The 22,355-nt window shown below is 70.0% G+C and carries 22 protein-coding genes; 1 reads left to right on the plus strand and 21 read right to left on the minus strand.

Features of this window, described 5'->3' with window-relative positions:
* Positions 1-20 precede the first annotated feature (20 nt).
* From metK to pyrR, 13 genes are all read right to left on the minus strand, one after another.
* The gene (gene metK / locus ABZ826_RS07880; protein ID WP_361443894.1) at positions 21-1,244 is read right to left on the minus strand and encodes a methionine adenosyltransferase; all 1,224 of its coding nucleotides are present in this window, start codon (positions 1,242-1,244) and stop codon (positions 21-23) included.
* A gap of 242 nt (positions 1,245-1,486) precedes the next feature.
* Positions 1,487-2,689 carry a bifunctional phosphopantothenoylcysteine decarboxylase/phosphopantothenate--cysteine ligase CoaBC gene (gene coaBC / locus ABZ826_RS07885; RefSeq protein ID WP_361443897.1) on the minus strand — a complete coding sequence of 401 codons (1,203 nt, stop codon included), beginning with the start codon at positions 2,687-2,689 and terminating at the stop codon, positions 1,487-1,489.
* Positions 2,690-2,821: 132 nt separating this feature from the next.
* Positions 2,822-3,094 carry a DNA-directed RNA polymerase subunit omega gene (rpoZ, locus tag ABZ826_RS07890; protein ID WP_003970369.1) on the minus strand — a complete coding sequence of 91 codons (273 nt, stop codon included), beginning with the start codon at positions 3,092-3,094 and terminating at the stop codon, positions 2,822-2,824.
* Positions 3,095-3,174: 80 nt separating this feature from the next.
* Positions 3,175-3,792, minus strand: coding sequence for a guanylate kinase (gene gmk, locus ABZ826_RS07895; protein ID WP_361443900.1), 618 nt, complete (start codon positions 3,790-3,792; stop codon positions 3,175-3,177).
* A gap of 38 nt (positions 3,793-3,830) precedes the next feature.
* A complete protein-coding gene (locus ABZ826_RS07900) occupies positions 3,831-4,154 on the minus strand; it encodes an integration host factor (protein WP_099197641.1) in 324 nt (107 codons plus the stop codon).
* Positions 4,155-4,399: 245 nt separating this feature from the next.
* Complete coding sequence (gene pyrF / locus ABZ826_RS07905; RefSeq protein ID WP_361443904.1) at positions 4,400-5,239, minus strand: orotidine-5'-phosphate decarboxylase; 840 nt, start codon at positions 5,237-5,239, stop codon at positions 4,400-4,402.
* Positions 5,236-6,345, minus strand: a complete 1,110-nt coding sequence (locus ABZ826_RS07910; protein WP_361443907.1) for a quinone-dependent dihydroorotate dehydrogenase — start codon at positions 6,343-6,345, stop codon at positions 5,236-5,238. The genes pyrF and ABZ826_RS07910 overlap by 4 nt, the downstream gene beginning before the upstream one ends.
* Positions 6,346-6,408: 63 nt before the next feature.
* Entirely contained in the window at positions 6,409-9,717 is a 3,309-nt protein-coding gene (carB, locus tag ABZ826_RS07915) for a carbamoyl-phosphate synthase large subunit (protein WP_361443910.1), read from the minus strand.
* A complete protein-coding gene (carA, locus tag ABZ826_RS07920) occupies positions 9,710-10,852 on the minus strand; it encodes a glutamine-hydrolyzing carbamoyl-phosphate synthase small subunit (RefSeq protein WP_361443913.1) in 1,143 nt (380 codons plus the stop codon). Before carA ends, carB begins: the two co-directional genes overlap by 8 nt.
* Positions 10,849-11,430 carry a hypothetical protein gene (locus ABZ826_RS07925; RefSeq protein ID WP_361443916.1) on the minus strand — a complete coding sequence of 194 codons (582 nt, stop codon included), beginning with the start codon at positions 11,428-11,430 and terminating at the stop codon, positions 10,849-10,851. Before ABZ826_RS07925 ends, carA begins: the two co-directional genes overlap by 4 nt.
* Positions 11,427-12,713, minus strand: a complete 1,287-nt coding sequence (locus tag ABZ826_RS07930; protein ID WP_361443919.1) for a dihydroorotase — start codon at positions 12,711-12,713, stop codon at positions 11,427-11,429. The genes ABZ826_RS07925 and ABZ826_RS07930 overlap by 4 nt, the downstream gene beginning before the upstream one ends.
* Positions 12,714-12,715: 2 nt before the next feature.
* Positions 12,716-13,717, minus strand: a complete 1,002-nt coding sequence (locus ABZ826_RS07935) for an aspartate carbamoyltransferase catalytic subunit (RefSeq protein ID WP_361444370.1) — start codon at positions 13,715-13,717, stop codon at positions 12,716-12,718.
* Between the two features lie 93 nt (positions 13,718-13,810).
* Positions 13,811-14,395, minus strand: a complete 585-nt coding sequence (gene pyrR, locus ABZ826_RS07940; protein ID WP_361443922.1) for a bifunctional pyr operon transcriptional regulator/uracil phosphoribosyltransferase PyrR — start codon at positions 14,393-14,395, stop codon at positions 13,811-13,813.
* 220 nt (positions 14,396-14,615) lie between these two features.
* On the opposite strand from pyrR, the gene bldD reads away from it, so the two are divergent.
* On the plus strand, positions 14,616-15,116 hold the full coding sequence (bldD, locus tag ABZ826_RS07945; RefSeq protein ID WP_014044812.1) for a transcriptional regulator BldD: 501 nt from the start codon (positions 14,616-14,618) through the stop codon (positions 15,114-15,116).
* 158 nt (positions 15,117-15,274) lie between these two features.
* Here the strand turns inward: bldD and nusB are convergent, their stop codons facing one another.
* From nusB to aroC, 8 genes are all read right to left on the minus strand, one after another.
* Entirely contained in the window at positions 15,275-15,706 is a 432-nt protein-coding gene (gene nusB / locus ABZ826_RS07950; RefSeq protein ID WP_361443925.1) for a transcription antitermination factor NusB, read from the minus strand.
* A 2-nt stretch (positions 15,707-15,708) separates the two neighbouring features.
* Entirely contained in the window at positions 15,709-16,275 is a 567-nt protein-coding gene (gene efp, locus ABZ826_RS07955; protein ID WP_361443928.1) for an elongation factor P, read from the minus strand.
* A gap of 50 nt (positions 16,276-16,325) precedes the next feature.
* Positions 16,326-17,432 carry an aminopeptidase P family protein gene (locus tag ABZ826_RS07960; RefSeq protein WP_361443931.1) on the minus strand — a complete coding sequence of 369 codons (1,107 nt, stop codon included), beginning with the start codon at positions 17,430-17,432 and terminating at the stop codon, positions 16,326-16,328.
* A 102-nt stretch (positions 17,433-17,534) separates the two neighbouring features.
* Positions 17,535-18,344: a Pro-rich N-terminal domain-containing protein gene (locus ABZ826_RS07965; protein WP_361443934.1), complete on the minus strand. Its 810-nt coding sequence runs from the start codon at positions 18,342-18,344 to the stop codon at positions 17,535-17,537.
* Between the two features lie 153 nt (positions 18,345-18,497).
* Positions 18,498-18,938: a type II 3-dehydroquinate dehydratase gene (gene aroQ / locus ABZ826_RS07970; protein WP_361443937.1), complete on the minus strand. Its 441-nt coding sequence runs from the start codon at positions 18,936-18,938 to the stop codon at positions 18,498-18,500.
* Positions 18,935-20,029 carry a 3-dehydroquinate synthase gene (aroB, locus tag ABZ826_RS07975; RefSeq protein WP_361443940.1) on the minus strand — a complete coding sequence of 365 codons (1,095 nt, stop codon included), beginning with the start codon at positions 20,027-20,029 and terminating at the stop codon, positions 18,935-18,937. Before aroB ends, aroQ begins: the two co-directional genes overlap by 4 nt.
* Positions 20,026-20,577 carry a shikimate kinase gene (locus ABZ826_RS07980; RefSeq protein ID WP_361443943.1) on the minus strand — a complete coding sequence of 184 codons (552 nt, stop codon included), beginning with the start codon at positions 20,575-20,577 and terminating at the stop codon, positions 20,026-20,028. The genes aroB and ABZ826_RS07980 overlap by 4 nt, the downstream gene beginning before the upstream one ends.
* Positions 20,574-21,758 (minus strand): chorismate synthase, encoded by a 1,185-nt coding sequence (aroC, locus tag ABZ826_RS07985; protein WP_361443946.1) that lies wholly within the window; start codon positions 21,756-21,758, stop codon positions 20,574-20,576. Before aroC ends, ABZ826_RS07980 begins: the two co-directional genes overlap by 4 nt.
* Between the last annotated feature and the right edge of the window lie 597 nt (positions 21,759-22,355).

Here is a 22,355-nt window from a genome sequence, read left to right on the forward strand (position 1 = left end):
ACAGACGGAGGGCGGCGGGCCTACAGCCCGGCCGCCGTGCGCAGCGCGTCCACGCGGTCCGTGCGCTCCCACGTGAAGTCGGGCAGCTCGCGGCCGAAGTGGCCGTACGCCGCGGTCTGGGCGTAGATCGGGCGGAGCAGGTCGAGGTCGCGGATGATCGCGGCCGGGCGGAGGTCGAAGACCTCGCCGATGGCGTGCTCGATCTTCTCGGTCTCGATCGCGGCGGTGCCGAACGTCTCGACGAACAGACCGACGGGCTCGGCCTTGCCGATCGCGTACGCGACCTGCACCTCACAGCGAGCGGCGAGACCCGCGGCGACGACGTTCTTGGCGACCCAGCGCATGGCGTACGCGGCGGAGCGGTCGACCTTCGACGGGTCCTTGCCCGAGAAGGCGCCACCGCCGTGGCGGGCCATGCCGCCGTAGGTGTCGATGATGATCTTGCGGCCGGTCAGACCGGCGTCGCCCATCGGGCCGCCGATCTCGAAGCGGCCGGTCGGGTTGACCAGCAGCCGGTAGCCCTCGGTGTCCAGCTTGATGCCGTCCTCGATGAGCTGCCCGAGCACGTGCTCGACGACGAACTCGCGGATGTCGGGCGCGAGCAGCGAGTCGAGGTCGATGTCGCTGGCGTGCTGCGAGGAGACGACGACCGTGTCGAGACGGACTGCCTTGTCGCCGTCGTACTCGATGGTCACCTGCGTCTTGCCGTCCGGGCGCAGGTACGGGATGGTCCCGTTCTTGCGGACATCGGAGAGCCGGCGCGAGAGCCGGTGCGCGAGGTAGATCGGAAGCGGCATGAGCTCGGGCGTCTCGTCGCAGGCGTACCCGAACATCAGGCCCTGGTCACCGGCGCCCTGCTTGTCGAGCTCGTCGTCTTCCTCGCCCGCGGCGGAACCCTCGACCCGCTTCTCGTACGCGGTGTCGACGCCCTGCGCGATGTCGGGCGACTGCGCGCCGATGGACACCGAGACACCGCAGGAGGCGCCGTCGAAGCCCTTCTTGGAGGAGTCGTAGCCGATTTCGAGGACCTTGTTGCGTACGAGGGTGGGGATGTCGGCGTAGGCCTTGGTCGTGACCTCACCCGCAACGTGCACCAGACCGGTGGTGATCAAGGTCTCGACCGCGACGCGGGACCGGGGGTCCTCACGGAGCAGCGCGTCGAGAATGGTGTCGCTGATCTGGTCAGCGATCTTGTCGGGGTGGCCCTCGGTGACGGACTCCGAGGTGAAGAGACGGCGGGACACATCGCTCCCTGGGGTTGCAGCGGCTGCTGGCTGATCATTTGGCGGACCGCCGGGAGCTGCGCCCGACACGGTCCGGGACCAGTTTATCTGTCGCTTTCGTTCAGCGGACAGCGTGTCTCGCCCTTTGGGAGTTCTGTGACCTGTGGCACGGCCGGCGGCTGTACGAAAATCGCCTGCCGAGAAAGCCATTTACCCCCATATTTCAAGGGTTTCGGCCTGTTCGAAGGCGCGAATCGAGAAATTCATGCCCATCGCGACGACACGAGATCCCAGACCGTGTCGGCCAGCGCCTCCTTGGGACCGTGCGGCACCGGCGTCTCGCCGCCGTCGGCCGCGAGCACCACCGCTTCGTTCTCCTCGGAGCCGAAGGTCCTGCGCTCACCGACCTCGTTGACGACGAGGAGATCGCAGCCCTTGCGGCGGAGCTTCTCCCGGCCGTTGGCGAGGACGTTGTCGGTCTCGGCGGCGAAACCGACGACGATCTGGTCCGGCCGGGCGCGCGCACCGGCGACCTCGGCAAGGATGTCGGGATTCCGGACGAGCGTGATGGGCGCGGGCTCCTGGCCGTCCTTCTTCTTGATCTTCCCAGGCGCGTACTCGGCGGGCCGGAAGTCGGCGACCGCCGCCGCCATCACGACCACATCGGCGTCCGCGGCTGCCTTCAGCACGGCTTCGCGCAGCTGTACGGCGGTCCCGGCGTGCCGGACGTCGGCACCGGCCGGATCGGGCAGGCCGGTGTTGGCCTCGATCAGCGTGACCCGGGCACCGCGGGCGACCGCGGTGCGCGCCAGTGCGTAGCCCTGCTTGCCGGAGGAGCGGTTGCCGAGGTAGCGCACCGGGTCGAGGGGCTCCCGCGTACCGCCCGCGCTGATCACGACGTGTCGGCCCGCCAGATCGGGTTCGGCGGGCCCGCGGGTCAGCACCCGGCGGCACACCTCGAAGATCTCCCCGGGGTCGGGGAGCCTGCCCTTGCCGGTGTCGACGCCGGTCAGCCGGCCGACGGCGGGTTCGATGACGACGGCGCCGCGGCGGCGCAGCGTGGCCACGTTCTCCCGGGTGGCCGGGTGTTCCCACATCTCGGTGTGCATGGCGGGCGCGAAGACGACCGGACAGCGGGCGGTGAGGAGCGTGTTGGTGAGCAGGTCGTCGGCGAGACCGTGGGCGGCCTTGGCGAGCATGTCTGCGGTGGCGGGGGCGACGACGACCAGGTCGGCGCTCTGACCGGTCCTGACGTGCGGCACCTCGTGGACGTCGTTCCAGACCTCCGTGGCGACCGGGTAGCCGGAGAGCGCCGACCAGGTGGCCGCCCCCACGAAGTGCAGCGCCGACTCGGTCGGGACGACCCTGACGTCGTGACCGGACTCGGTCAGCCGGCGCAGCAGCTCGCACGCCTTGTACGCGGCGATGCCCCCGCTGACCCCAAGAACGACCTTCGGCTTCTCCACTGCGTCTCCCCGCACTCGGATACGAACACCCCCATGCTGCCTCACCGCCCCCGGCCCGGTGCTGTCGCCCCGGGCACACCACAGGCCCGGCGGTCGCGGCCGCCGGGCCTGTGGTGAAGGTGCAACTCCTGCTTACTGCGCGGGGCCCTCGATGGCCTCGGAGGTGAGCAGGCCCGCGTTGATCTCGCGGAGCGCGATCGAGAGCGGCTTCTCGTGCACGTGGGTGTCGACGAGCGGACCGACGTACTCCAGGAGACCTTCGCCGAGCTGCGAGTAGTACGCGTTGATCTGACGCGCGCGCTTGGCGGCGTAGATCACGAGGCTGTACTTCGAGTCGGTGGCCTCAAGGAGCTCATCAATCGGCGGGTTGATGATGCCCTCGGGCGTGGTGATGGAAGAGGACACTCTCTGCCTTCCGAAGGGGGTAAAGATCAAAGAAACCTTTGACGGTGCGGAATTCCGTGGTACCGCCCATGCCGGCTGCGTCAGTCGCTGCCCGCGCGGTGGCCGGGAGAATCCATCATCAAGGCTAGCAGCTCACGCGCCACGTCCTCGACGGAGGTGTTGACCAGTGTCGTATCGAACTCGGACTCGGCGGCCAGTTCGATCCGGGCGGCGGCGAGCCGGCGCTCGATCACCTCGGCGGACTCGGTGCCCCGACCGGTGAGCCGGCGCACCAGCTCCTCCCAGCTCGGCGGGGCCAGGAAGACGAGCCGGGCGTCCGACATCGACTGCCGGACCAGCCGCGCGCCCTGGAGATCGATCTCCAGCAGCACCGGCTCGCCCGCCTCCAGGCGGTCGAGCACGGCGCGGCGGGGCGTGCCGTACCGGTTGCCGGCGAACTCGGCCCACTCCAGCAGTTCGCCGTTGGCGATCAGCTTGTCGAACTCGTCGTTGTCCACGAAGAAGTAGTGGACGCCGTTGCGCTCGCCGGGGCGCGGCTTGCGGGTCGTCGCCGACACCGAGAGCCATACCTCGGGGTGGGCCTTGCGCATATGAGCGACGACCGTGCTCTTACCGACCCCTGAGGGGCCGGAGAGCACGGTCAGCCGCGGACGTACGTCCGGGGGTACGGGGGACGTCCCCCGGGATGTTGCAGCCATGGAGCGATTATCCAGGTTCTCGGGCGTGCCCGAGAACCTCAGGCCGCCTTGCTGCCGAACTCACGCTCCAGGGATGCGATCTGGTTGGAGCCCAGACCCCGGACCCGGCGGCTCTCGGAGATGCCGAGCCGCTCCATGATCTGCTTGGCGCGGACCTTGCCCACGCCCGGCAGGGACTCCAGGAGGGCGGAGACCTTCATCTTCCCGATGACGTCGTTCTCCTGGCCCTGCTTGATGACCTCGTGGAGGGAGGCGCCGGAGTGCTTGAGTCGATTCTTGACCTCGGCCCGCTCCCGGCGAGCCGCGGCGGCCTTTTCGAGCGCGGCTGCGCGCTGTTCAGGGGTAAGGGGCGGAAGAGCCACGCCTACGTCACCTCGGATGTCGATCTGTCGGATACGGACCGGTGCGGAAGCTGGACGCTCCACACCAGGTGAGCGACGGACAACGCGTGTACGTCGGCTCTCGACGGAGACTAGCGGCCAAGACCGCCCGAGTCAGCGAGAACCAACGAAAAGTCCTGGTCAGCCTTGGCCGACCAGGACATTTCAGGCATAACAACCGAGTTTTTTGGTCAGGATTCAGTCAACACGCTGTGGACGTGGCCCGGTCATCCACCCGCGACGGCCGTCCGGACCTCGTCCGTGAGCCGATCGGCGGCCGCGCGCAACCCCGCCGCGTCCGGCCCCCGGCTCAGTACGCCGCGGCTCACACTGGGCAGTACGTTGCCCACCGCGTCGCCGAAGACTCCCGGCAGATCCGCGGGCGTCGCGCCCTGGGCACCGATCCCGGGGGCGAGCAGCGGACCGTTGATGGCGAGATTCACACCCGCGTCGCCGAGTGTGGCTCCGACCACCGCGCCGACGGAGCCGAGCGGCGTCGCCCCCTCGTTCTCGGCGGCCATGTGGTCGAGCATCAGCTGGGCCAGCGGCCGGCCGTCGGCGGCAGTGGCACGCTGCACCTCCGCACCCTCCGGGTTGGAGGTGAGGGCCAGCACGAAGACGCCCGCGCCGGAGAGCACCGCCGCGTCGAGCGCCGGGCGCAGGGAGCCGAAGCCCAGGTACGGCGAGACGGTGACCGCGTCCGAGAACAGCGGCGACTCCTGGTCCAGATAGGTCGCCGCGTAGGCGCCCATGGTGGAGCCGATGTCACCGCGCTTGGCGTCCATCAGGACGAGCGCGCCGGCCGCCCGCGCCTCCTCGACGGCCTTCTCCAGGACCGCGATGCCGCGCGAGCCGAACCGCTCGAAGAACGCGGACTGCGGCTTGAGCACGGCGACCCGGTCCGCCAGCGCCTCGACGACCGTACGTGTGAAGCGCTCCAGCCCCGCGACATCGTCGGTCAGGCCCCAGGCGGTGAGGAGCGAGGCGTGCGGGTCGATGCCGACGCAGAGCGGGCCGCGGGTGTCCATGGCGCGGCGCAGGCGTGCGCCGAACGGTTCCGGGATCATGCGGTGGCCTTCCTGGTTTCTGCGCCGACGGCTTCGGCGAGGGTGGCGTACGGGGAGGCGGCCAGGCGCGCGGCCAGGCCCTTGTGGATCGCCCTGGCGTAGAAGGGCCCCTCGTAGATGAAGGCGCTGTAGCCCTGGACGAGGGTGGCCCCGGCGAGGATGCGCTGCCAGGCGTCCTCGGCGTTCTCGATGCCCCCGACACCCACCAGGGTGATCCGGTCGCCCACTCGCGCGTACAGACGGCTCAGGACCTCCAGGGACCGTGCCTTGAGCGGCGCACCGGACAGTCCGCCGGCCTCCGCGACCAGGGACGGCGAGGACTTCAGGCCGAGGCCGTCCCTGGCGATGGTGGTGTTGGTGGCGATGATGCCGTCCAGACCCAGCTCGACCGCGAGATCGGCGACGGCGTCGACGTCCTCGTCCGCGAGGTCGGGGGCGATCTTGACGAGCAGGGGGACCCGCCGGTCGGTGACGGTCCGGTCGGCCGCCTCGCGCACCGCGCCGAGCAGCGGCCGGAGCGCCTCGGTGGCCTGGAGGTTGCGCAGACCGGGGGTGTTGGGCGAGGAGACGTTCACGACGAGGTAGTCGGCGTGGGCGGCGAGGCGCTCGGTGGACTTCACGTAGTCGTCGGCCGCTTCGGCCTCCGGCACGACCTTCGTCTTGCCGATGTTGACGCCGACCGTGGTCCTGAAGACCGGCCTGCGGGCGCCCAGGCGTGCGGCCACGGCGGCCGAGCCCTCGTTGTTGAAGCCCATGCGGTTGATCAGCGCGCGGTCCGCGAGGAGGCGGAAGAGGCGCTTCCTGGGGTTGCCGGGCTGCGGCTCGCCGGTGACCGTGCCGATTTCGACGTGGTCGAAGCCGAGCATCGCCATGCCGTCGATCGCCACGGCGTTCTTGTCGAAGCCTGCGGCGAGGCCGAAGGGGCCGTGCATCCGCAGGCCGAGGGCCTCGGTGCGCAGTTCCTTGTGGCGGGGAGCGAGCGCCGCGGCGACGAAGGTGCGCAGTACGGGGATGCGTACGGCGAGACGGATCCAGCGGAAGGCCAGGTGGTGCGCCTGTTCCGGGTCCATCCGCTTGAAGACCAGCTGGAAGAAGAATTTGTACATCGGGGTGTCCTCGGTGTCCTCACAGAGAGGGGGACACCGTTTCCGGTGTCCCCCTGCCTGCTGCTAGTCGCGGGCCGCGGTCAAGTGTTCCGCGTGTTCCTGGAGCGATCGGACGCCGACGTCTCCGTGGGTGAGCGCGTCGATGCCCTGGACGGCGGCGGCGAGCGCCTGGACCGTCGTCAGGCACGGCACGGACCGGGCCACGGCGGCGGTACGGATCTCGTAGCCGTCGAGCCGGCCACCGGTTCCGTACGGCGTGTTGACGATCAGGTCGACCTCGCCGTCGTGGATCAGCTGGACGATGGTCTTCTCGCCCTGCGGGCCCACGCCCTCCGACTGCTTGCGCACGGTCGTGGCGTTGATGCCGTTGCGCTTGAGGACCTCGGCGGTGCCGGAGGTGGCGAGCAGCTCGAAGCCGTGGGCGACGAGTTCACGCGCCGGGAAGATCATCGAGCGCTTGTCGCGGTTGGCGACCGAGATGAAGGCGCGGCCCTTGGTGGGCAGCGGGCCGTAGGCGCCAGCCTGCGACTTGGCGTACGCCGTGCCGAACACCGAGTCGATGCCCATGACCTCGCCGGTGGAGCGCATCTCCGGGCCGAGGACGGTGTCGACGCCGCGGCCGTGGATGTCGCGGAAGCGCGACCACGGCATGACGGCCTCCTTGACCGAGATCGGCGCGTCGAGCGGCAGGGTGCCGCCGTCGCCGTTCGCCGGGAGCAGGCCCTCCGCGCGCAGCTCGGCGATGGTCGCGCCCAGCGAGATCCGGGCGGCGGCCTTGGCGAGCGGGACCGCGGTCGCCTTCGAGGTGAAGGGGACGGTCCGGGAGGCGCGCGGGTTGGCCTCCAGGACGTACAGGATGTCGCCGGAGAGCGCGAACTGGATGTTGATCAGTCCGCGTACGCCGACGCCCTTGGCGATGCCCTCGGTGGAGGCGCGCAGCCGCTTGATGTCGTAGCCGCCGAGTGTGATCGGGGGCAGCGCGCAGGCGGAGTCGCCGGAGTGGATACCGGCCTCCTCGATGTGCTCCATGACGCCGCCGAGGTAGAGCTCGGTGCCGTCGTAGAGCGCGTCGACGTCGATCTCGATCGCGTCGTCGAGGAAGCGGTCGACCAGGACCGGCCGGGTGGGGCTGATCTCGGTGGACTCGGCGATGTACGAGGAGAGCCGCGTCTCGTCGTACACGATCTCCATGCCCCGGCCGCCGAGCACGTAGCTGGGGCGTACCAGGACGGGGTAGCCGATCTCGTCGGCGATGCCCTTGGCCTCGTCGAACGTGGTGGCGGTGCCGTGCTTCGGGGCCGGGAGTCCGGCCTCGGCCAGGACGCGGCCGAAGGCGCCGCGGTCCTCGGCGGCGTGGATCGCCTCCGGAGACGTGCCGACCACCGGTACGCCGTTGTCCTTGAGCGCCTGGGACAGACCCAGCGGGGTCTGGCCGCCGAGCTGGACGACGACCCCGGCCACCGGGCCCGCCAGGGACTCGGCGTGCACGATCTCCAGCACGTCCTCCAGCGTCAGCGGCTCGAAGTACAGACGGTCGGAGGTGTCGTAGTCGGTGGAGACGGTCTCCGGGTTGCAGTTGACCATCACGGTCTCGTAGCCCGCGTCGCTCAGTGCGAAGGAGGCGTGGACGCAGGAGTAGTCGAACTCGATGCCCTGACCGATGCGGTTGGGGCCGGAGCCCAGGATGATCACCGCAGGCCTGGTGCGGGCCGCGACCTCGGTCTCCTCGTCATAACTGGAGTAGAAGTACGGCGTCTTCGCGGCGAACTCCGCGGCGCAGGTGTCGACGGTCTTGTAGACCGGGCGGATGCCCAGCGCGTGCCGCACCTCGCGTACGACGTCCTCGCGCAGGCTGCGGATGTCGGCGATCTGGGCGTCGGAGAAGCCGTGCCGCTTGGCCTCGGCGAGCAGTTCGGCGCCGAGCTCGTCGGCGGCGGCCAGCTCGTCGGCGATCTCCTTGATCAGGAAGAGCTGGTCGACGAACCAGGGGTCGATCTTCGTGGCGTCGAAGACCTCCTCCTGGGTGGCACCGGCCCGGATCGCCTGCATGACGGTGTTGATCCGGCCGTCGGTCGGGCGGACCGCCTCGGCCAGCAGCTCGGCCTTGTCGCCGGGCTCGCCGGTGAAGGCGAACTGCGAGCCCTTCTTCTCCAGGGAGCGCAGGGCCTTCTGGAGGGCCTCGGTGAAGTTCCGGCCGATCGCCATGGCCTCGCCCACCGACTTCATGGTGGTGGTGAGGGTGGAGTCGGCGGAGGGGAACTTCTCGAAGGCGAACCGCGGGGCCTTGACCACGACGTAGTCGAGGGTCGGTTCGAAGGAGGCGGGGGTCTTCTCGGTGATGTCGTTCGGGATCTCGTCGAGCGTGTAGCCGACAGCCAGCTTGGCGGCGATCTTGGCGATCGGGAAACCGGTGGCCTTCGAGGCGAGCGCCGAGGAGCGGGAGACGCGCGGGTTCATCTCGATCACGATGACCCGGCCGTCGGTCGGGTCGATGGCGAACTGGATGTTGCAGCCGCCGGTGTCGACGCCGACCTCGCGGATGATCGCGATGCCGATGTCGCGCAGCCGCTGGTACTCGCGGTCGGTGAGCGTCATCGCCGGGGCGACGGTGATCGAGTCACCCGTGTGGACGCCCATCGGGTCGAAGTTCTCGATGGAGCAGACGACCACGACGTTGTCGTTCCTGTCGCGCATCAGCTCCAGCTCGTACTCCTTCCAGCCGAGGATGGACTCCTCCAGGAGCACCTCGGTGGTCGGGGAGAGCGTGAGGCCCTGACCGGCGATGCGGCGCAGCTCCTCCTCGTCGTGGGCGAAGCCGGAGCCGGCGCCGCCCATGGTGAAGGAGGGTCGGACGACCACGGGGTAGCCGCCGAGCGTCTCGACGCCCGCCAGGACGTCGTCCATGGAGTGGCAGATGACCGAGCGGGCGGACTCGCCGTGGCCGATCTTGGCGTTGACGGCCTCGACGACCCCCTTGAAGAGGTCGCGGTCCTCACCCTTGTTGATGGCCTCGACATTGGCGCCGATGAGCTCGACGCCGTACTTCTCCAGGACGCCGTTCTCGTGCATCGAGATCGCGGTATTGAGGGCGGTCTGGCCGCCCAGGGTCGGGAGCAGCGCGTCCGGGCGCTCCTTGGCGATGATCTTCTCGACGAACTCGGGGGTGATCGGCTCGACGTAGGTGGCGTCGGCGATCTCCGGGTCGGTCATGATCGTCGCGGGATTGGAGTTGACCAGGATGACACGCAGGCCCTCGGCCTTGAGGACGCGGCAGGCCTGGGTGCCGGAGTAGTCGAACTCGGCGGCCTGCCCGATGACGATCGGGCCGGAGCCGATGACCAGGACGGACTGGATATCGGAGCGCTTAGGCACGCTGGCCCTCCATCAGGGAAACGAAGCGGTCGAAGAGGTACGCGGCGTCGTGCGGGCCCGCGGCCGCTTCGGGGTGATACTGGACGCTGAAGGCCGGTCGGTCGAGGAGCTGGAGTCCCTCGACGACCTGGTCGTTCAGGCAGACGTGGGACACCTCGGCACGACCGAACTCCGTGTCGGACACCTGGTCGAGCGGGGCGTCGACGGCGAAGCCGTGGTTGTGCGCGGTGACCTCGACCTTGCCGGTCGTGCGGTCCTGCACGGGCTGGTTGATGCCGCGGTGGCCGTACTTCAGCTTGTACGTGCCGAAACCGAGCGCGCGGCCCAGGATCTGGTTGCCGAAGCAGATGCCGAAGAGCGGGGTCCCGCGCTCCAGGACGCCCTTCATCACGGCGACCGGGTGGTCGGCGGTGGCCGGGTCGCCGGGGCCGTTGGAGAAGAAGACGCCGTCGGGTTCGACCGCGTACACCTCCTCCAGGGTGGCGGTGGCGGGCAGTACGTGCACCTCGATGCCGCGTTCGGCCATCCGGTGCGGGGTCATGCCCTTGATACCGAGGTCGATCGCGGCGACGGTGAACCTCTTGGTGCCGATCGCGGGGACGACGTACGTCTCCTTGGTGGCGACCTCGGTGGAGAGGTCGGCACCCACCATCTCGGGGGCCTGCTGGACGCGGGCCAGCAGCGCGGCCTCGTCGGCGAGGGCGTCGCCGGAGAAGATGCCGACGCGCATGGCGCCGCGCTCGCGCAGGTGGCGGGTGAGGGCGCGGGTGTCGATGCCGCTGATGCCGACGACTCCCTGGCGCTCCAGCTCTTCGTCGAGCGAGCGCCGCGAGCGCCAGTTGGACGGCACCCGGGCGGGGTCGCGGACGACGTAGCCGGAGACCCAGATGCGTCCGGACTCGGGGTCCTCGTCGTTCACACCGGTGTTGCCGACGTGCGGGGCGGTCATCACGACGACCTGGCGGTGGTAGGAGGGGTCGGTCAGCGTCTCCTGGTAGCCGGTCATGCCGGTGGAGAAAACCGCCTCGCCGAAGGTCTCCCCCTCGGCCCCGTAGGCACGGCCGCGGAAGGCGCGGCCGTCCTCCAGGACGAGTACGGCGGGAGCCTTGCCGGCTCCCCGGGTGGAGATCGTCATCGTGCGGTGCCTTCCGTAGAGCTGGTGAGATGGTTGACGGCCTCGACCCAGGCCGGGTGCTCGGCCGAACGGTCGGAGCGGAAGCCGGAGTCGATCAGCTTGTCGCCGTGCGCCCAGGTGATGATCAACAGGCCGCCCTCGGGGAGGACCTTGCCGGCGATGCCCTTGTCGAGCCGGGCCTCGCGCAGGGCGGCGGCCGGTACGAAGAAGTCGGCTGCCCCGGGTCGTACGACGTCGAGGCCCTGGTCGGTCAGGGTCAGCTCGACGCGGCTGCGGGTGCCGAGGCCGTGGGCGACGATGCGGTCGAGCCACTGTCCGGCGGTCGTCGAGGCGTGGTACCGGCCGGTCAGCGTCAGCAGCGGCTCGCTGTCCGCGAACCCCTCGGGCGTGGATTCGAGTTCCGGCAGATCGGACTGGAGGCTCCCGCGCCACTTCCATCCCTGGCGCATCAGCCAGTAGACGAAGGCGATGAGGACGAGCAGTCCGACGACCCAGCTGATGCGAGCGGACCAGTCGGTCACTTCGGCCGACTTCTGCTCGGCGGCGAGCTGGAGGTACAGGGGGGTGAGTGATGTCACGCGAGCTTCCCGTCGACGACCGTGGCACGGCCCCGCAGGAAGGTGTGGGTCACTCGGCCCGGCAGCTCACGACCCTCGTAGGGAGTGTTGCGGCTGCGGGAGGCGAAGCCCGCGGGGTCCACGACACCACGGTATGACGGATCGACCAGGGTGAGGTTGGCGGGCTCACCGGCCGAGACGGGCCGGCCGTGTCCGTCGAGCCGGCCGATGGCGGCCGGGCGGAACGACATCCGGTCGGCGACGCCCGCCCAGTCGATGAGGCCGGTGTCCACCATCGTCTGCTGGACGACGGAGAGCGCGGTCTCCAGACCCACCATCCCCATGGCGGCGGCGGCCCACTCGCAGTCCTTGTCCTCGTGCGGGTGCGGGGCGTGGTCGGTGGCGACGCAGTCGATGGTGCCGTCCGCGAGCGCCTCGCGCAGGGCCATGACGTCGGCCTCCGTGCGCAGCGGCGGGTTCACCTTGTAGACGGGGTTGTAGGACCGTACGAGCTCGTCGGTGAGAAGCAGGTGGTGCGGTGTGACCTCGGCGGTGACGTCCCAGCCCTTGGACTTGGCCCAGCGGACGATCTCGACGGAGCCGGCGGTCGACAGGTGGCAGATGTGCACCCGGGAGCCGACGTGGGCGGCGAGCAGGACGTCGCGGGCGATGATCGACTCCTCGGCGACGGCGGGCCAGCCGCCGAGACCGAGTTCCGCGGAGACGACGCCCTCGTTCATCTGGGCGCCCTCGGTGAGGCGGGGCTCCTGGGCGTGCTGGGCGACCACACCGTCGAAGGCCTTCACGTACTCCAGCGCGCGGCGCATGATCACCGCGTCGTCGACGCACTTGCCGTCGTCGGAGAAGACCTTCACCCCGGCGGCCGAGTCGTGCATGGCGCCGAGCTCGGCGAGCTTCTTGCCCTCCAGGCCGACAGTGACGGCGCCGATCGGCTGCACGTCGCAGTAGCCGGACTCCTTGCCGAGCCGCCAGACCTGCTCGACGACACCGGCGGTGTCGGCGACCGGGAAGGTGTTGGCCATGGCGTGCACGGCGGTGAAGCCGCCGACGGCCGCGGCCTTGGTGCCGGTGAGGACGGTCTCGGAGTCCTCGCGGCCGGGCTCGCGCAGATGGGTGTGGAGGTCGACGAGGCCGGGCAGCAGGATCTGGCCCGCGGCCTCGATGACGGTCGCGTCGCCGCCGTCCAGCCCGGTCCCGACCGCCGCGATGGTCTCGCCGTCGATCAGGACGTCCTGGGCCTCGCCGCCAAGGATCTTCGCGCCGCGGATAAGGATCTTGCTCATGGTTACTTGTTCTCCTCGGTACGGGCGGGGGTGGCGGGCGACGGGTGGGCCGGGGCGGCGGGCTGGGAGCCGCCCAGCAGCAGGTACAGGACGGCCATGCGGATCGAGACGCCGTTGGCCACCTGCTCGACGGCCGTGCACCGGTCGGAGTCGGCGACCTCGGCGGTGATCTCCATGCCGCGGACCATCGGGCCGGGGTGCATGACGATGGCGTGCTCGGGCATCTTCGCCATGCGGTCGCCGTCCAGGCCGTAGCGGCGGGAGTACTCGCGCTCGGTGGGGAAGTACGCGGCGTTCATCCGTTCGCGCTGCACACGAAGCATCATCACCGCGTCGGACTTCGGCAGCACCTCGTCGAGGCCGTAGCTGACCTCGCACGGCCACTGCTCGACGCCGACCGGGACGAGGGTCGGCGGGGCCACCAGAGTGACGCGGGCGCCGAGCGTGGTCAGCAGGTGGACGTTGGAGCGGGCCACCCGGCTGTGCAGGATGTCGCCGACGATGGTGATCCGGCGGCCTTCGAGGTCCCGGCCGAGACCGGCGTCGGCCCCGACCAGGCGGCGGCGCATGGTGAAGGCGTCCAGGAGAGCCTGGGTGGGGTGCTCGTGGGTGCCGTCACCGGCGTTGACGACGGCGCCGTCGATCCAGCCGGACGTGGCGAGGCGGTACGGGGCGCCGGAGGCGCCGTGCCGGATGACGACGGCGTCGGCGCCCATCGCCTCCAGGGTCAGCGCGGTGTCCTTGAGCGACTCGCCCTTGGAGACGGACGAGCCCTTCGCGGAGAAGTTGATGACATCGGCGGAGAGGCGCTTGGCGGCGGCCTCGAAGGAGATGCGGGTACGCGTCGAGTCCTCGAAGAAGAGGTTGACGACAGTACGGCCGCGCAGGGTCGGGAGCTTCTTGATCGGCCGGTCCGCGACCCGTGCCATCTCCTCGGCGGTGTCGAGGATCAGGACGGCGTCGTCGCGGGTGAGGTCGGCGGCCGAGATGAGGTGACGCTTCATCTGGGTGTTCTCCGGGTGGCTGGAGGATTCAGGCATACGGGCGTGCGGAAACCGCCCTACGGGCTCGGCGTCGCCCGTATGGGTGTGCTGCGGCTACTGCGCGTCCGCCGGGGCGGTCCGCTGGACACCGAGCAGCACGGCGTCGCGGCCGTCCTCCTCGGCGAGCTGGACCTTGACCGTCTCCCGCAGCGACGTGGGGAGGTTCTTGCCGACGTAGTCGGCACGGATCGGAAGTTCGCGGTGCCCACGGTCGACGAGGACCGCGAGCTGGACCGCGCGGGGGCGGCCGATGTCGCCCAGCGCATCGAGCGCGGCGCGGATCGTGCGGCCCGAGAAGAGGACATCGTCGACGAGGACGACCAGACGGCCCTCGATGCCCTCGCCGGGGATCTCGGTGCGGGCCAGGGCGCGCGCCGGACGCAGCCGAAGGTCGTCGCGGTACATGGTGATGTCGAGGGAGCCGACCGGCATCTTCCGGCCGGTGATCTCCTGGAGTTTTTCGGCGAGCCGACGGGCGAGGAAGACACCTCGCGTCGGAATGCCGAGGAGCACCACGTCGTCGGCGCCCTTGGCGCGTTCGACGATCTCGTGGGCGATCCGGGTCATTACCCGGGCGATGTCGGGAGCCTCCAGAACGGGGCGTGCCGCGTTGCCGGTGGCTTCGTGCTGTGCGTCCATAAGAAACGGACCTCCTTCTCCGCCTCACTGGACGGACCTTAAAGGACGTCGAAATTGCGTCATCAACGTTACCAGGGCTTGCGCCGGGCCCAGGTCACGCCCCGGGAGGTGCCGGTCCGGACCATTCGGCTTGACGCATCCAAGTAACGCTGCGTAACCTCACAGTGAGTTACCAGCCACGCGGCGGAGCCGCGCACTGTTCCAGCGTCCGGGGAGCCTTATGTCCAGCGAATACGCAAAGCAGCTCGGGGCCAAACTCCGTGCCATCCGCACCCAGCAGGGCCTCTCCCTCCACGGCGTGGAGGAGAAGTCCCAGGGCCGCTGGAAGGCCGTCGTGGTCGGTTCGTACGAGCGCGGCGACCGTGCCGTGACCGTGCAGCGCCTCGCCGAGCTCGCGGATTTCTACGGGGTTCCGGTGCAGGAGCTCCTGCCCGGTACGACGCCCGGCGGTGCCGCCGAGCCGCCGCCGAAGCTTGTCCTGGACCTGGAGCGCCTCGCCCACGTCCCGCCGGAGAAGGCCGGACCGCTGCAGCGCTATGCCGCGACGATCCAGAGTCAGCGCGGTGACTACAACGGCAAGGTGCTCTCGATCCGTCAGGACGATCTGCGCACGCTGGCCGTGATCTACGACCAGTCGCCGTCCGTGCTCACGGAACAGCTGATCAGCTGGGGCGTGCTGGACGCGGACGCGCGTCGCGCCGTCGCCCACGAGGAGGGCTGACAGCCCTCTGGAGAAACGTACCGCCGTGCCGGTGCGGGTCGCCCGTCCGGGCGCCCGCGCCGGCACGGCTTTTCTGTCCGCGGCGGTCGGACGCCTCATGCCGAAGGGCCCACGGTCGAGTGACCGTGGGCCCTTCGTCGGCTGAACGCCACCGGCGGCTACTGCTCCCGGCGGAGGTTCGGCTTGAGGTCCTTGAACCGGGCCAGCAGCCCGTTCACGAAGGACGGGGATTCATCGGTGGAGAACTCCTTGGCGAGCTGGACAGCCTCGTCGATCACCACCGCGTCCGGGGTCCCGTCCACCCAGATCAGCTCGTACGCACCGAGCCGCAGGATGTTCCGGTCGACGACCGGCATGCGGTCGATCTCCCAGTCCACGGCATAGGTCACGATGAGGTCGTCGATCCGGTCCGCGTACTGCGCGTACCCCTCGACGAGCTCCATCGTGTACTCGGTGACCGGCGGCTGACGGTTGTCGGTCCGCGAGTGCCGCACCCAGTCCGCGAGGACCGTCTGCACGGACTCACCGCGCTGATCGGCCTCGAAGAGGATCTGGAAGGCACGCTTGCGGGCCGTGTTCCGAGCAGCCACGGTTAGCTGTTCACCCGGCCGAGGTAGTCGCCCGTGCGGGTGTCGACCTTGATCTTCTCACCGGTGGTGATGAAGAGCGGGACACCGATCTCGTAGCCGGTCTCCAGCGTGGCGGGCTTGGTGCCGCCGGTGGAGCGGTCGCCCTGGACGCCCGGGTCGGTGTGCTGGACGGTCAGCTCGACGGCGGCGGGCAGCTCGACGTAGAGCACCTCGCCCTCGTACTGGGCGACGGAGGCGGTGAAGCCCTCGATCAGGAAGTTGGCGGCGTCGCCGACAGCCTTGCGGTCGACCATGAGCTGGTCGTACGTGTCCATGTCCATGAAGACGAAGTACTCGCCGTCCATGTACGAGAACTGCATGTCGCGACGGTCGATGGTGGCCGTTTCGACCTTCACGCCGGCGTTGAACGTCTTGTCGACGACCTTGCCGGAGAGCACGTTCTTGAGCTTGGTGCGCACGAAGGCCGGGCCCTTGCCGGGCTTGACGTGCTGGAACTCGACGACGGACCAGAGCTGGCCTCCGTCGAGCTTGAGCACCAGGCCGTTCTTGAGGTCGTTCGTGGAAGCCACGGTTGCGGAATCTCCTGGACTGAAGCTGGTGGAACGACCGAGGATGCGCGCTAGAGCGCGAGCAGCTCCTTGGTCGTAATGGTGAGTAGCTCGGGTCCGCCGTCCGCCTCGGGGCGCACGACGAGCGTGTCATCGATCCGGACCCCGCCCCGGCCCGGGAGGTGGACCCCCGGTTCGACGGTGACCGGCACACAAGCGTCCAGTTTACCCATGGCTGCAGGTGTCAGCTGCGGGTCCTCGTCGATTTCGAGCCCCACCCCGTGCCCGGTCCAGGGCACGAGACCCCCGCCGTGGCCCGCCGAGTCCAGGAGATGGCGGGCGGCGCGGTCCACATCGCGGTACGCGGCACCGGGCACGAGGGCCTCGCGTCCGGCCCGCTGAGCGGCGAAAACCAGGTCGTAGAGCTCGATCTGCCAGTCGGCGGGCGTCGTCCCGATGACAAACGTACGGCCGATCTCGCAGCGGTAGCCGCGATAGTTCGCACCGAGGCAGACGGAGAGGAAATCCCCTTCCTCCACCCGCCGGTCCGAGGGCCGGTGGCGGCCCTGGCCGGAGTTCGGCCCGGTGGCCACCGAGGTGGCGAAGGCGGGGCCGTCGGCGCCGTGGTCCACCAGGCGCCTCTCCAGCTCCAGGGCGAGATGCCGTTCGGTGCGCCCCACCAGGATGGATTCGAGGAGTTCGCCCAGGGCCTGGTCGGTGATCTCCGCCGCGATCCGCAGACAGGCGATCTCCTCCTCGTCCTTGACGACCCTCAGCTGTTCGACCGTGGCTCCGAGATCGGCCAGCCGGAGCCGGGGGGCGACCGAGCCCATGGCCCGGTGGCGGGCAACCGTCAGATGGTGTTCCTCGACGGCGAGGGACTCCGCACCCGAGGCGCCGGCCAGATCGGCGGCCGCGACCGCCGGATCGCCGTCGGTGGCGGGCAGCGAGGACACCCGCAGCTGATCGTCGGTACGTCCTTCGGCGGGCTCGCCGGTCGGCTCGCGGGCGCAGAGCAGGACGTCCTCGCCGGGGCCGAGCAGCAGCACGGCACCGGGGGGCGCTCCGCCCGCGAGGTAGCGGACGTTGGCGGGGCGGGAGACCAGAGCGGCCGCGGATCCGACGGCGGCGCACCGGTCGCGGAGCAGCCCGCGGCGGACGGCGTACACGTCTGACATGTCACGAGCCTACGAGCGCTTGCGCGTGCCTGCTCGGTCAGCGCATCCGACCGGGGGCCGCGGCCGGACTCGTCACCGGGCCTGCTCAGCGTCCCCCGGGGTTCACCAGGCCGGCGGGCTGGCTATGGAACGGGCGAGTATGTCGTCCAGGACGCGGGCGGTGGTCTCCACGTCGTAGGTCGAGTTGTCGATGATCGGCAGTCCGGAGCCGTACCAGCCGGCCATCCGGCCGTGGATCCGGGCGACCTCCTCGTCCGAGAGGCGGCGGTTGCCGCTGCGGGCCGCATTGCGTTCCAGCACGATCTCCAGACCGGGCAGCAGCACGACGGGCAGCAGCCCGGGGCCGACATGGCGCTTCCACCCGCCGAGGCCGACGACCGGCCGGTCCGGGAAGACGGCGTCGTCCAGGATGCAGGAGATGCCGTTGGCCAGGAAGTTGCGGGCGGCGAAGCCGCAGGTGCGGCGGGCGAGGCGGTACTGGGCCTCGGAGTGGTCGTTCCATCCGGCCTGCGGGTCGGCGAAGCCGGAGCAGACCCATTCACGGACGTCGTCGAGGCTGACGTGGGCCGTGGGAACCCGGCGGCGGCTGGCCCAGAGCTTGGCCACGGTGGTCTTGCCGGCGCCCGCTGGGCCGATCAGGAGGACGGCGAGGGTCGCGCTGCCGGTGCTGGGCTCGGCAGGCCGCGCGGGCAACGGGACGGGGCCGCCGGGCGGCAGCTGGACGTGTCCGGCGGTCTCCCTGGAGGGAGGCGGGGCGTGCTGCGGGGCAGGTCCGCTCCAGCCCTGGGGCGTGGGAGGGGTGGTGGGCGGCGGCCCCGGCGGTCCGGGATGTCGGGCCTGGTGCGTCCAGCCGACAGGTCCGCCTCCGGGGCCTTGGGGCGGCGGCAGCGGGGCCCCCACTGCGTGCTGCATCCGGTGCCACTCCGTCTCGTACAGGCAACTAGGGGCTGCCGCTGGTGGAACGGCAACCGTACCGTCCCCGGCCGCCACAGAGGCAACGGTCGGGGACGGCGCACAGTGCCCGGTCGGCCGCTCGGCCTTCCGGTGTGCCGGTGTGCCGGTCCGTCAGTCGGTCAGCTCGTCGGCGAGAGCACGCAGGGCGAGGCGGTAGGAACCGATGCCGAATCCGGCCACGGTTCCCGTGGCGACCGGTGCGACCACGGAGTTGTGGCGGAATTCCTCCCGTGCGTACGGATTCGAGATGTGCACCTCGATCAGCGGGGCGGTGCGCTGGGCCGCCGCGTCCCGCATTCCGTACGAATAGTGGGTGAACGCCCCCGGGTTGAGAACGACCGGAACTGAACCGTCCGCTGCCTCGTGAAGCCAGCGGATCAGCTCTCCCTCGTCGTTGGTCTCCCGGACGTCGACATCGAAACCGAGCTCCTTGCCGAGAGCCTGACAGGTTTCGACGAGTCCGGCGTACGACGTGGCGCCGTACACATCGGGCTCGCGGGAGCCGAGCCGGCCGAGATTCGGACCGTTCAGGACGAGAACCCGGCGGGTCACGCCGACACCTCCCCGTAGGCGGCGAGCAGCACGGCCGGGTCGGGGCCCTCCAGCACGGTGGGCTTGCCGAGCCCGTCGAGGACGATGAAGCGCAGCAGGTCGCCGCGGGACTTCTTGTCGACCTTCATGTTCTCCAGCAGCTTGGGCCACTGGTCGCCGCGGTAGGTGAGCGGCAGTCCGACGGACTCCAGGACCGCGCGGTGCCGGTCGGCGGTGGCGTCGTCGAGGCGTCCGGCCAGCCTGCCCAGCTCCGCGGCGAAGACCATACCCACCGACACGGCCGCGCCGTGACGCCACTTGTAGCGCTCGTTCTTCTCGATGGCGTGGGCCAGGGTGTGGCCGTAGTTGAGGATCTCGCGCAGTCCGGATTCCTTGAGGTCGCTGGAGACGACCTCGGCCTTGACCCGGATGGCGCGTTCGATCAGCTCGGCGGTGTGCGGCCCGGTGGGGGTACGGGCGCCCTCCGGATCGGCCTCGATGAGGTCGAGGATCACCGGATCGGCGATGAAGCCGGCCTTGATGATCTCGGCCATGCCGCTGACGTAGTCGTGGACGGGCAGCGAGTCCAGGGCGGCGAGGTCGCACAGGACCCCGGCGGGCGGGTGGAAGGCGCCGACGAGATTCTTGCCCTCGGCGGTGTTGATGCCGGTCTTCCCGCCGACGGCCGCGTCGACCATGGCGAGGACGGTGGTGGGCACGGCGATCCAGCGCACCCCGCGCAGCCAGGTCGCCGCGACGAATCCGGCCACATCGGTGGTGGCTCCGCCGCCGACGCCGACGATGACGTCGGTGCGGGTGAAACCGGTCTGCCCGAGCGCCTTCCAGCAGTACGCCGCGACCTCGACGGTCTTGGCCTCCTCGGCGTTCGGCAGCTGGATCGCGATGGCCTCGTAGCCCTGCGCGGCGAGGTCCTGGCGGACCGCCTCACCGGTCTCGGCGAGCGCCTCGGGGTGCAGGACGGCGACCCGCTTGGCGCGGTCGCCGACGAGCGCCGGCAGCTCACCCAGCAGCTGCTGGCCGATCAGCACCTCGTACGGGTCGGTGCCCGCGCTGCCGGCGATCCGGATACGGGTGGGGCCCTGCTCGGTCATGTGTTCTCCCGGCCGGGGGTGACGGGGTCGTCCGTGCGTTCCGGCAGTTCCAGTGCGTCGAGGACCGCCTGGGCGACCTCTTCGGGGGTGCGCTCGTCGGTGGCGACGGTCGCGCGGGCCACCTCGGTGTACAGGTGGCGGCGGGCGTCCATCAGTTCGCGCCACTGGCGGCGAGGGTTGACGGCGAGCAGCGGGCGGGCGGTGTTCAGGCCGACCCGCTTGACGGCCTCCTCCACGTCCATCGAGAGATAGACGACGGGGTGACCGGCGAGCAGCGCTCGGGTGGTGTCGTCCAGCACGGCACCGCCGCCGAGGGAGAGGACACCGGTGTGCTCGGCGACGGCGGCGTGCACGGCCTGTCGCTCCAGCTCCCGGAAGTGTTCCTCGCCCTCGTCGTAGAAGATCTCCGGAATCGGCTTGCCGGCCGTGGCGACGACGTCCGCGTCGGTGTCCCGGTAGGTGGTGCCGAGCCGGTCCGCGAGCAGTTCACCGACCGTGGACTTGCCCACGCCCATCGGGCCGACGAGGACGATCAAGGGGCCGGTCATCGGATCTGGAGGTGGTCGAGGTACGACCGCACATTGCGGCGGGTCTCGGGGACGCTGTCCCCGCCGAACTTCTCGGCCACGGCGTCGGCCAGGACCAGCGCGACCATCGCCTCGGCGACGATGCCCGCAGCCGGAACGGCACAGACATCGGAGCGCTGGTGGTGAGCCTTGGCGGGTTCACCGGTGACGACGTCGACGGTGGCGAGCGCGCGGGGCACGGTCGCGATGGGCTTCATCGCGGCACGGACCCGCAGCAGCTCGCCGGTGGTCAGACCGCCCTCGGTGCCGCCGGAGCGGCCGGATGCGCGCTTGATGCCGTCGTCGGTGACCAGGATCTCGTCGTGCGCCTTGGAGCCGGGAACCCGGGCCAGATCGAAGCCGTCGCCGACCTCGACCCCCTTGATGGCCTGGATGCCCATCAGGGCCGCGGCGAGCCGGGCGTCGAGACGGCGGTCCCAGTGCACGTGCGAGCCGAGGCCGACGGGCACCCCGTACGCCAGCACCTCGACCACACCGCCGAGGGTGTCGCCGTCCTTGTGGGCCTGGTCGATCTCGGCGACCATCGCCTTGCTCGCGTCGGCGTCCAGGCAGCGCACCGGGTCGGCGTCGAGCCGCTCGACGTCGGCGGGCGTCGGCAGGACGCCGTACGGAGCCTTGGCCGCGGCCAGCTCGACGACATGGCTGACGATCTCGATGCCCGCGGTCTCCTTGAGGTACGACCGCGCGACGGCGCCGAGCGCGACCCGGGCCGCCGTCTCACGGGCGCTGGCGCGCTCCAGGATCGGCCGGGCCTCGTCGAAGCCGTACTTCTGCATGCCCGCGAGGTCAGCGTGACCGGGCCGCGGGCGCGTCAGCGGGGCGTTGCGGGCCAGCGCGGCCAGTTCCTCAGGGTCGACCGGGTCGGCCGCCATGACCTGTTCCCACTTGGGCCACTCGGTGTTGCCCACCATCACGGCGACCGGGGAGCCCATCGTGAGACCGTGGCGCACCCCGCCGAGGAAGGTGACCTCGTCCCTCTCGAACTTCATCCGCGCACCGCGGCCGTATCCGAGCCGCCGCCGGGCGAGTGCGTCCGCCACCATCTCCGTGGTGATCGGGACGCCGGCGGGAAGACCCTCCAGCGTCGCCACGAGTGCGGGGCCGTGCGACTCCCCCGCGGTCAGCCAGCGCAACCTGCTCAACGGTGCTCCTCATGCTCGCGCCTGGAACTGCGACGGCGCGACCGGGTGCGCGACCCTGGCCCGCCGCCTTCGATCCTCCCACGCCCGCGGGCGTGAACCGGTCGCCGGTCCAGCAGACGGACGCGTGCAAAGCGGTCACGGTGAAACAACCGAGACGCCCAAAGCGTTGAAAATTAACAGATAAAGAAACTTGAGAGCATACAACGAAAATTGACACAAACTACGATTGGGAAATTTACCACCCATCAACGCGATCAATCAGATAGGATCAACGACAGCCATCGCGAATCGGTTGATAATTCCAGAGATGAGGAATTCATGCTGACAGCAGCCCGAAGAGTCTCCACAGTTGGAGCCACCACAGCGCTCTTCAGTTCAATACTCCTCGGGAGTCCAGCCCACGCCGCAAGTCTCGCAGACACGGCTGTATCAATTTGCGGGTCAGGCTACTACGTCCAAAGATCTCAGCAACTGTCTAGTAGCGCTACGCAGGGCGTCACCTCCTTCCAGCTCTACAACTCCGGCTCCAAGCGGAACTGCGCAGTCACCTTGAAGCACCCAAATTCGTCGTCTTTCTACGGAGGCAAGACCACTCTG

It is taken from the genome of Streptomyces sp. NPDC047515 (genome assembly GCF_040643055.1).
Classification (GTDB): Bacteria; Actinomycetota; Actinomycetes; order Streptomycetales; family Streptomycetaceae; genus Streptomyces.

Bases quoted from the DNA above. Each gene is read 5' to 3' on its own strand.
- gmk (WP_361443900.1), bottom strand. From the start codon at position 3,792: ATGGCTGCAACATCCCGGGGGACGTCCCCCGTACCCCCGGACGTACGT.
- pyrF (WP_361443904.1), bottom strand. From the start codon at position 5,239: ATGATCCCGGAACCGTTCGGCGCACGCCTGCGCCGCGCCATGGACACC.
- ABZ826_RS07910 (WP_361443907.1), bottom strand. From the start codon at position 6,345: ATGTACAAATTCTTCTTCCAGCTGGTCTTCAAGCGGATGGACCCGGAA.
- carA (WP_361443913.1), bottom strand. From the start codon at position 10,852: ATGACGATCTCCACCCGGGGAGCCGGCAAGGCTCCCGCCGTACTCGTC.
- ABZ826_RS07930 (WP_361443919.1), bottom strand. From the start codon at position 12,713: ATGAGCAAGATCCTTATCCGCGGCGCGAAGATCCTTGGCGGCGAGGCC.
- ABZ826_RS07935 (WP_361444370.1), bottom strand. From the start codon at position 13,717: ATGAAGCGTCACCTCATCTCGGCCGCCGACCTCACCCGCGACGACGCC.
- pyrR (WP_361443922.1), bottom strand. From the start codon at position 14,395: ATGGACGCACAGCACGAAGCCACCGGCAACGCGGCACGCCCCGTTCTG.
- bldD (WP_014044812.1), top strand. From the start codon at position 14,616: ATGTCCAGCGAATACGCAAAGCAGCTCGGGGCCAAACTCCGTGCCATC.
- ABZ826_RS07960 (WP_361443931.1), bottom strand. From the start codon at position 17,432: ATGTCAGACGTGTACGCCGTCCGCCGCGGGCTGCTCCGCGACCGGTGC.
- ABZ826_RS07965 (WP_361443934.1), bottom strand. From the start codon at position 18,344: ATGCAGCACGCAGTGGGGGCCCCGCTGCCGCCGCCCCAAGGCCCCGGA.
- aroB (WP_361443940.1), bottom strand. From the start codon at position 20,029: ATGACCGAGCAGGGCCCCACCCGTATCCGGATCGCCGGCAGCGCGGGC.
- ABZ826_RS07980 (WP_361443943.1), bottom strand. From the start codon at position 20,577: ATGACCGGCCCCTTGATCGTCCTCGTCGGCCCGATGGGCGTGGGCAAG.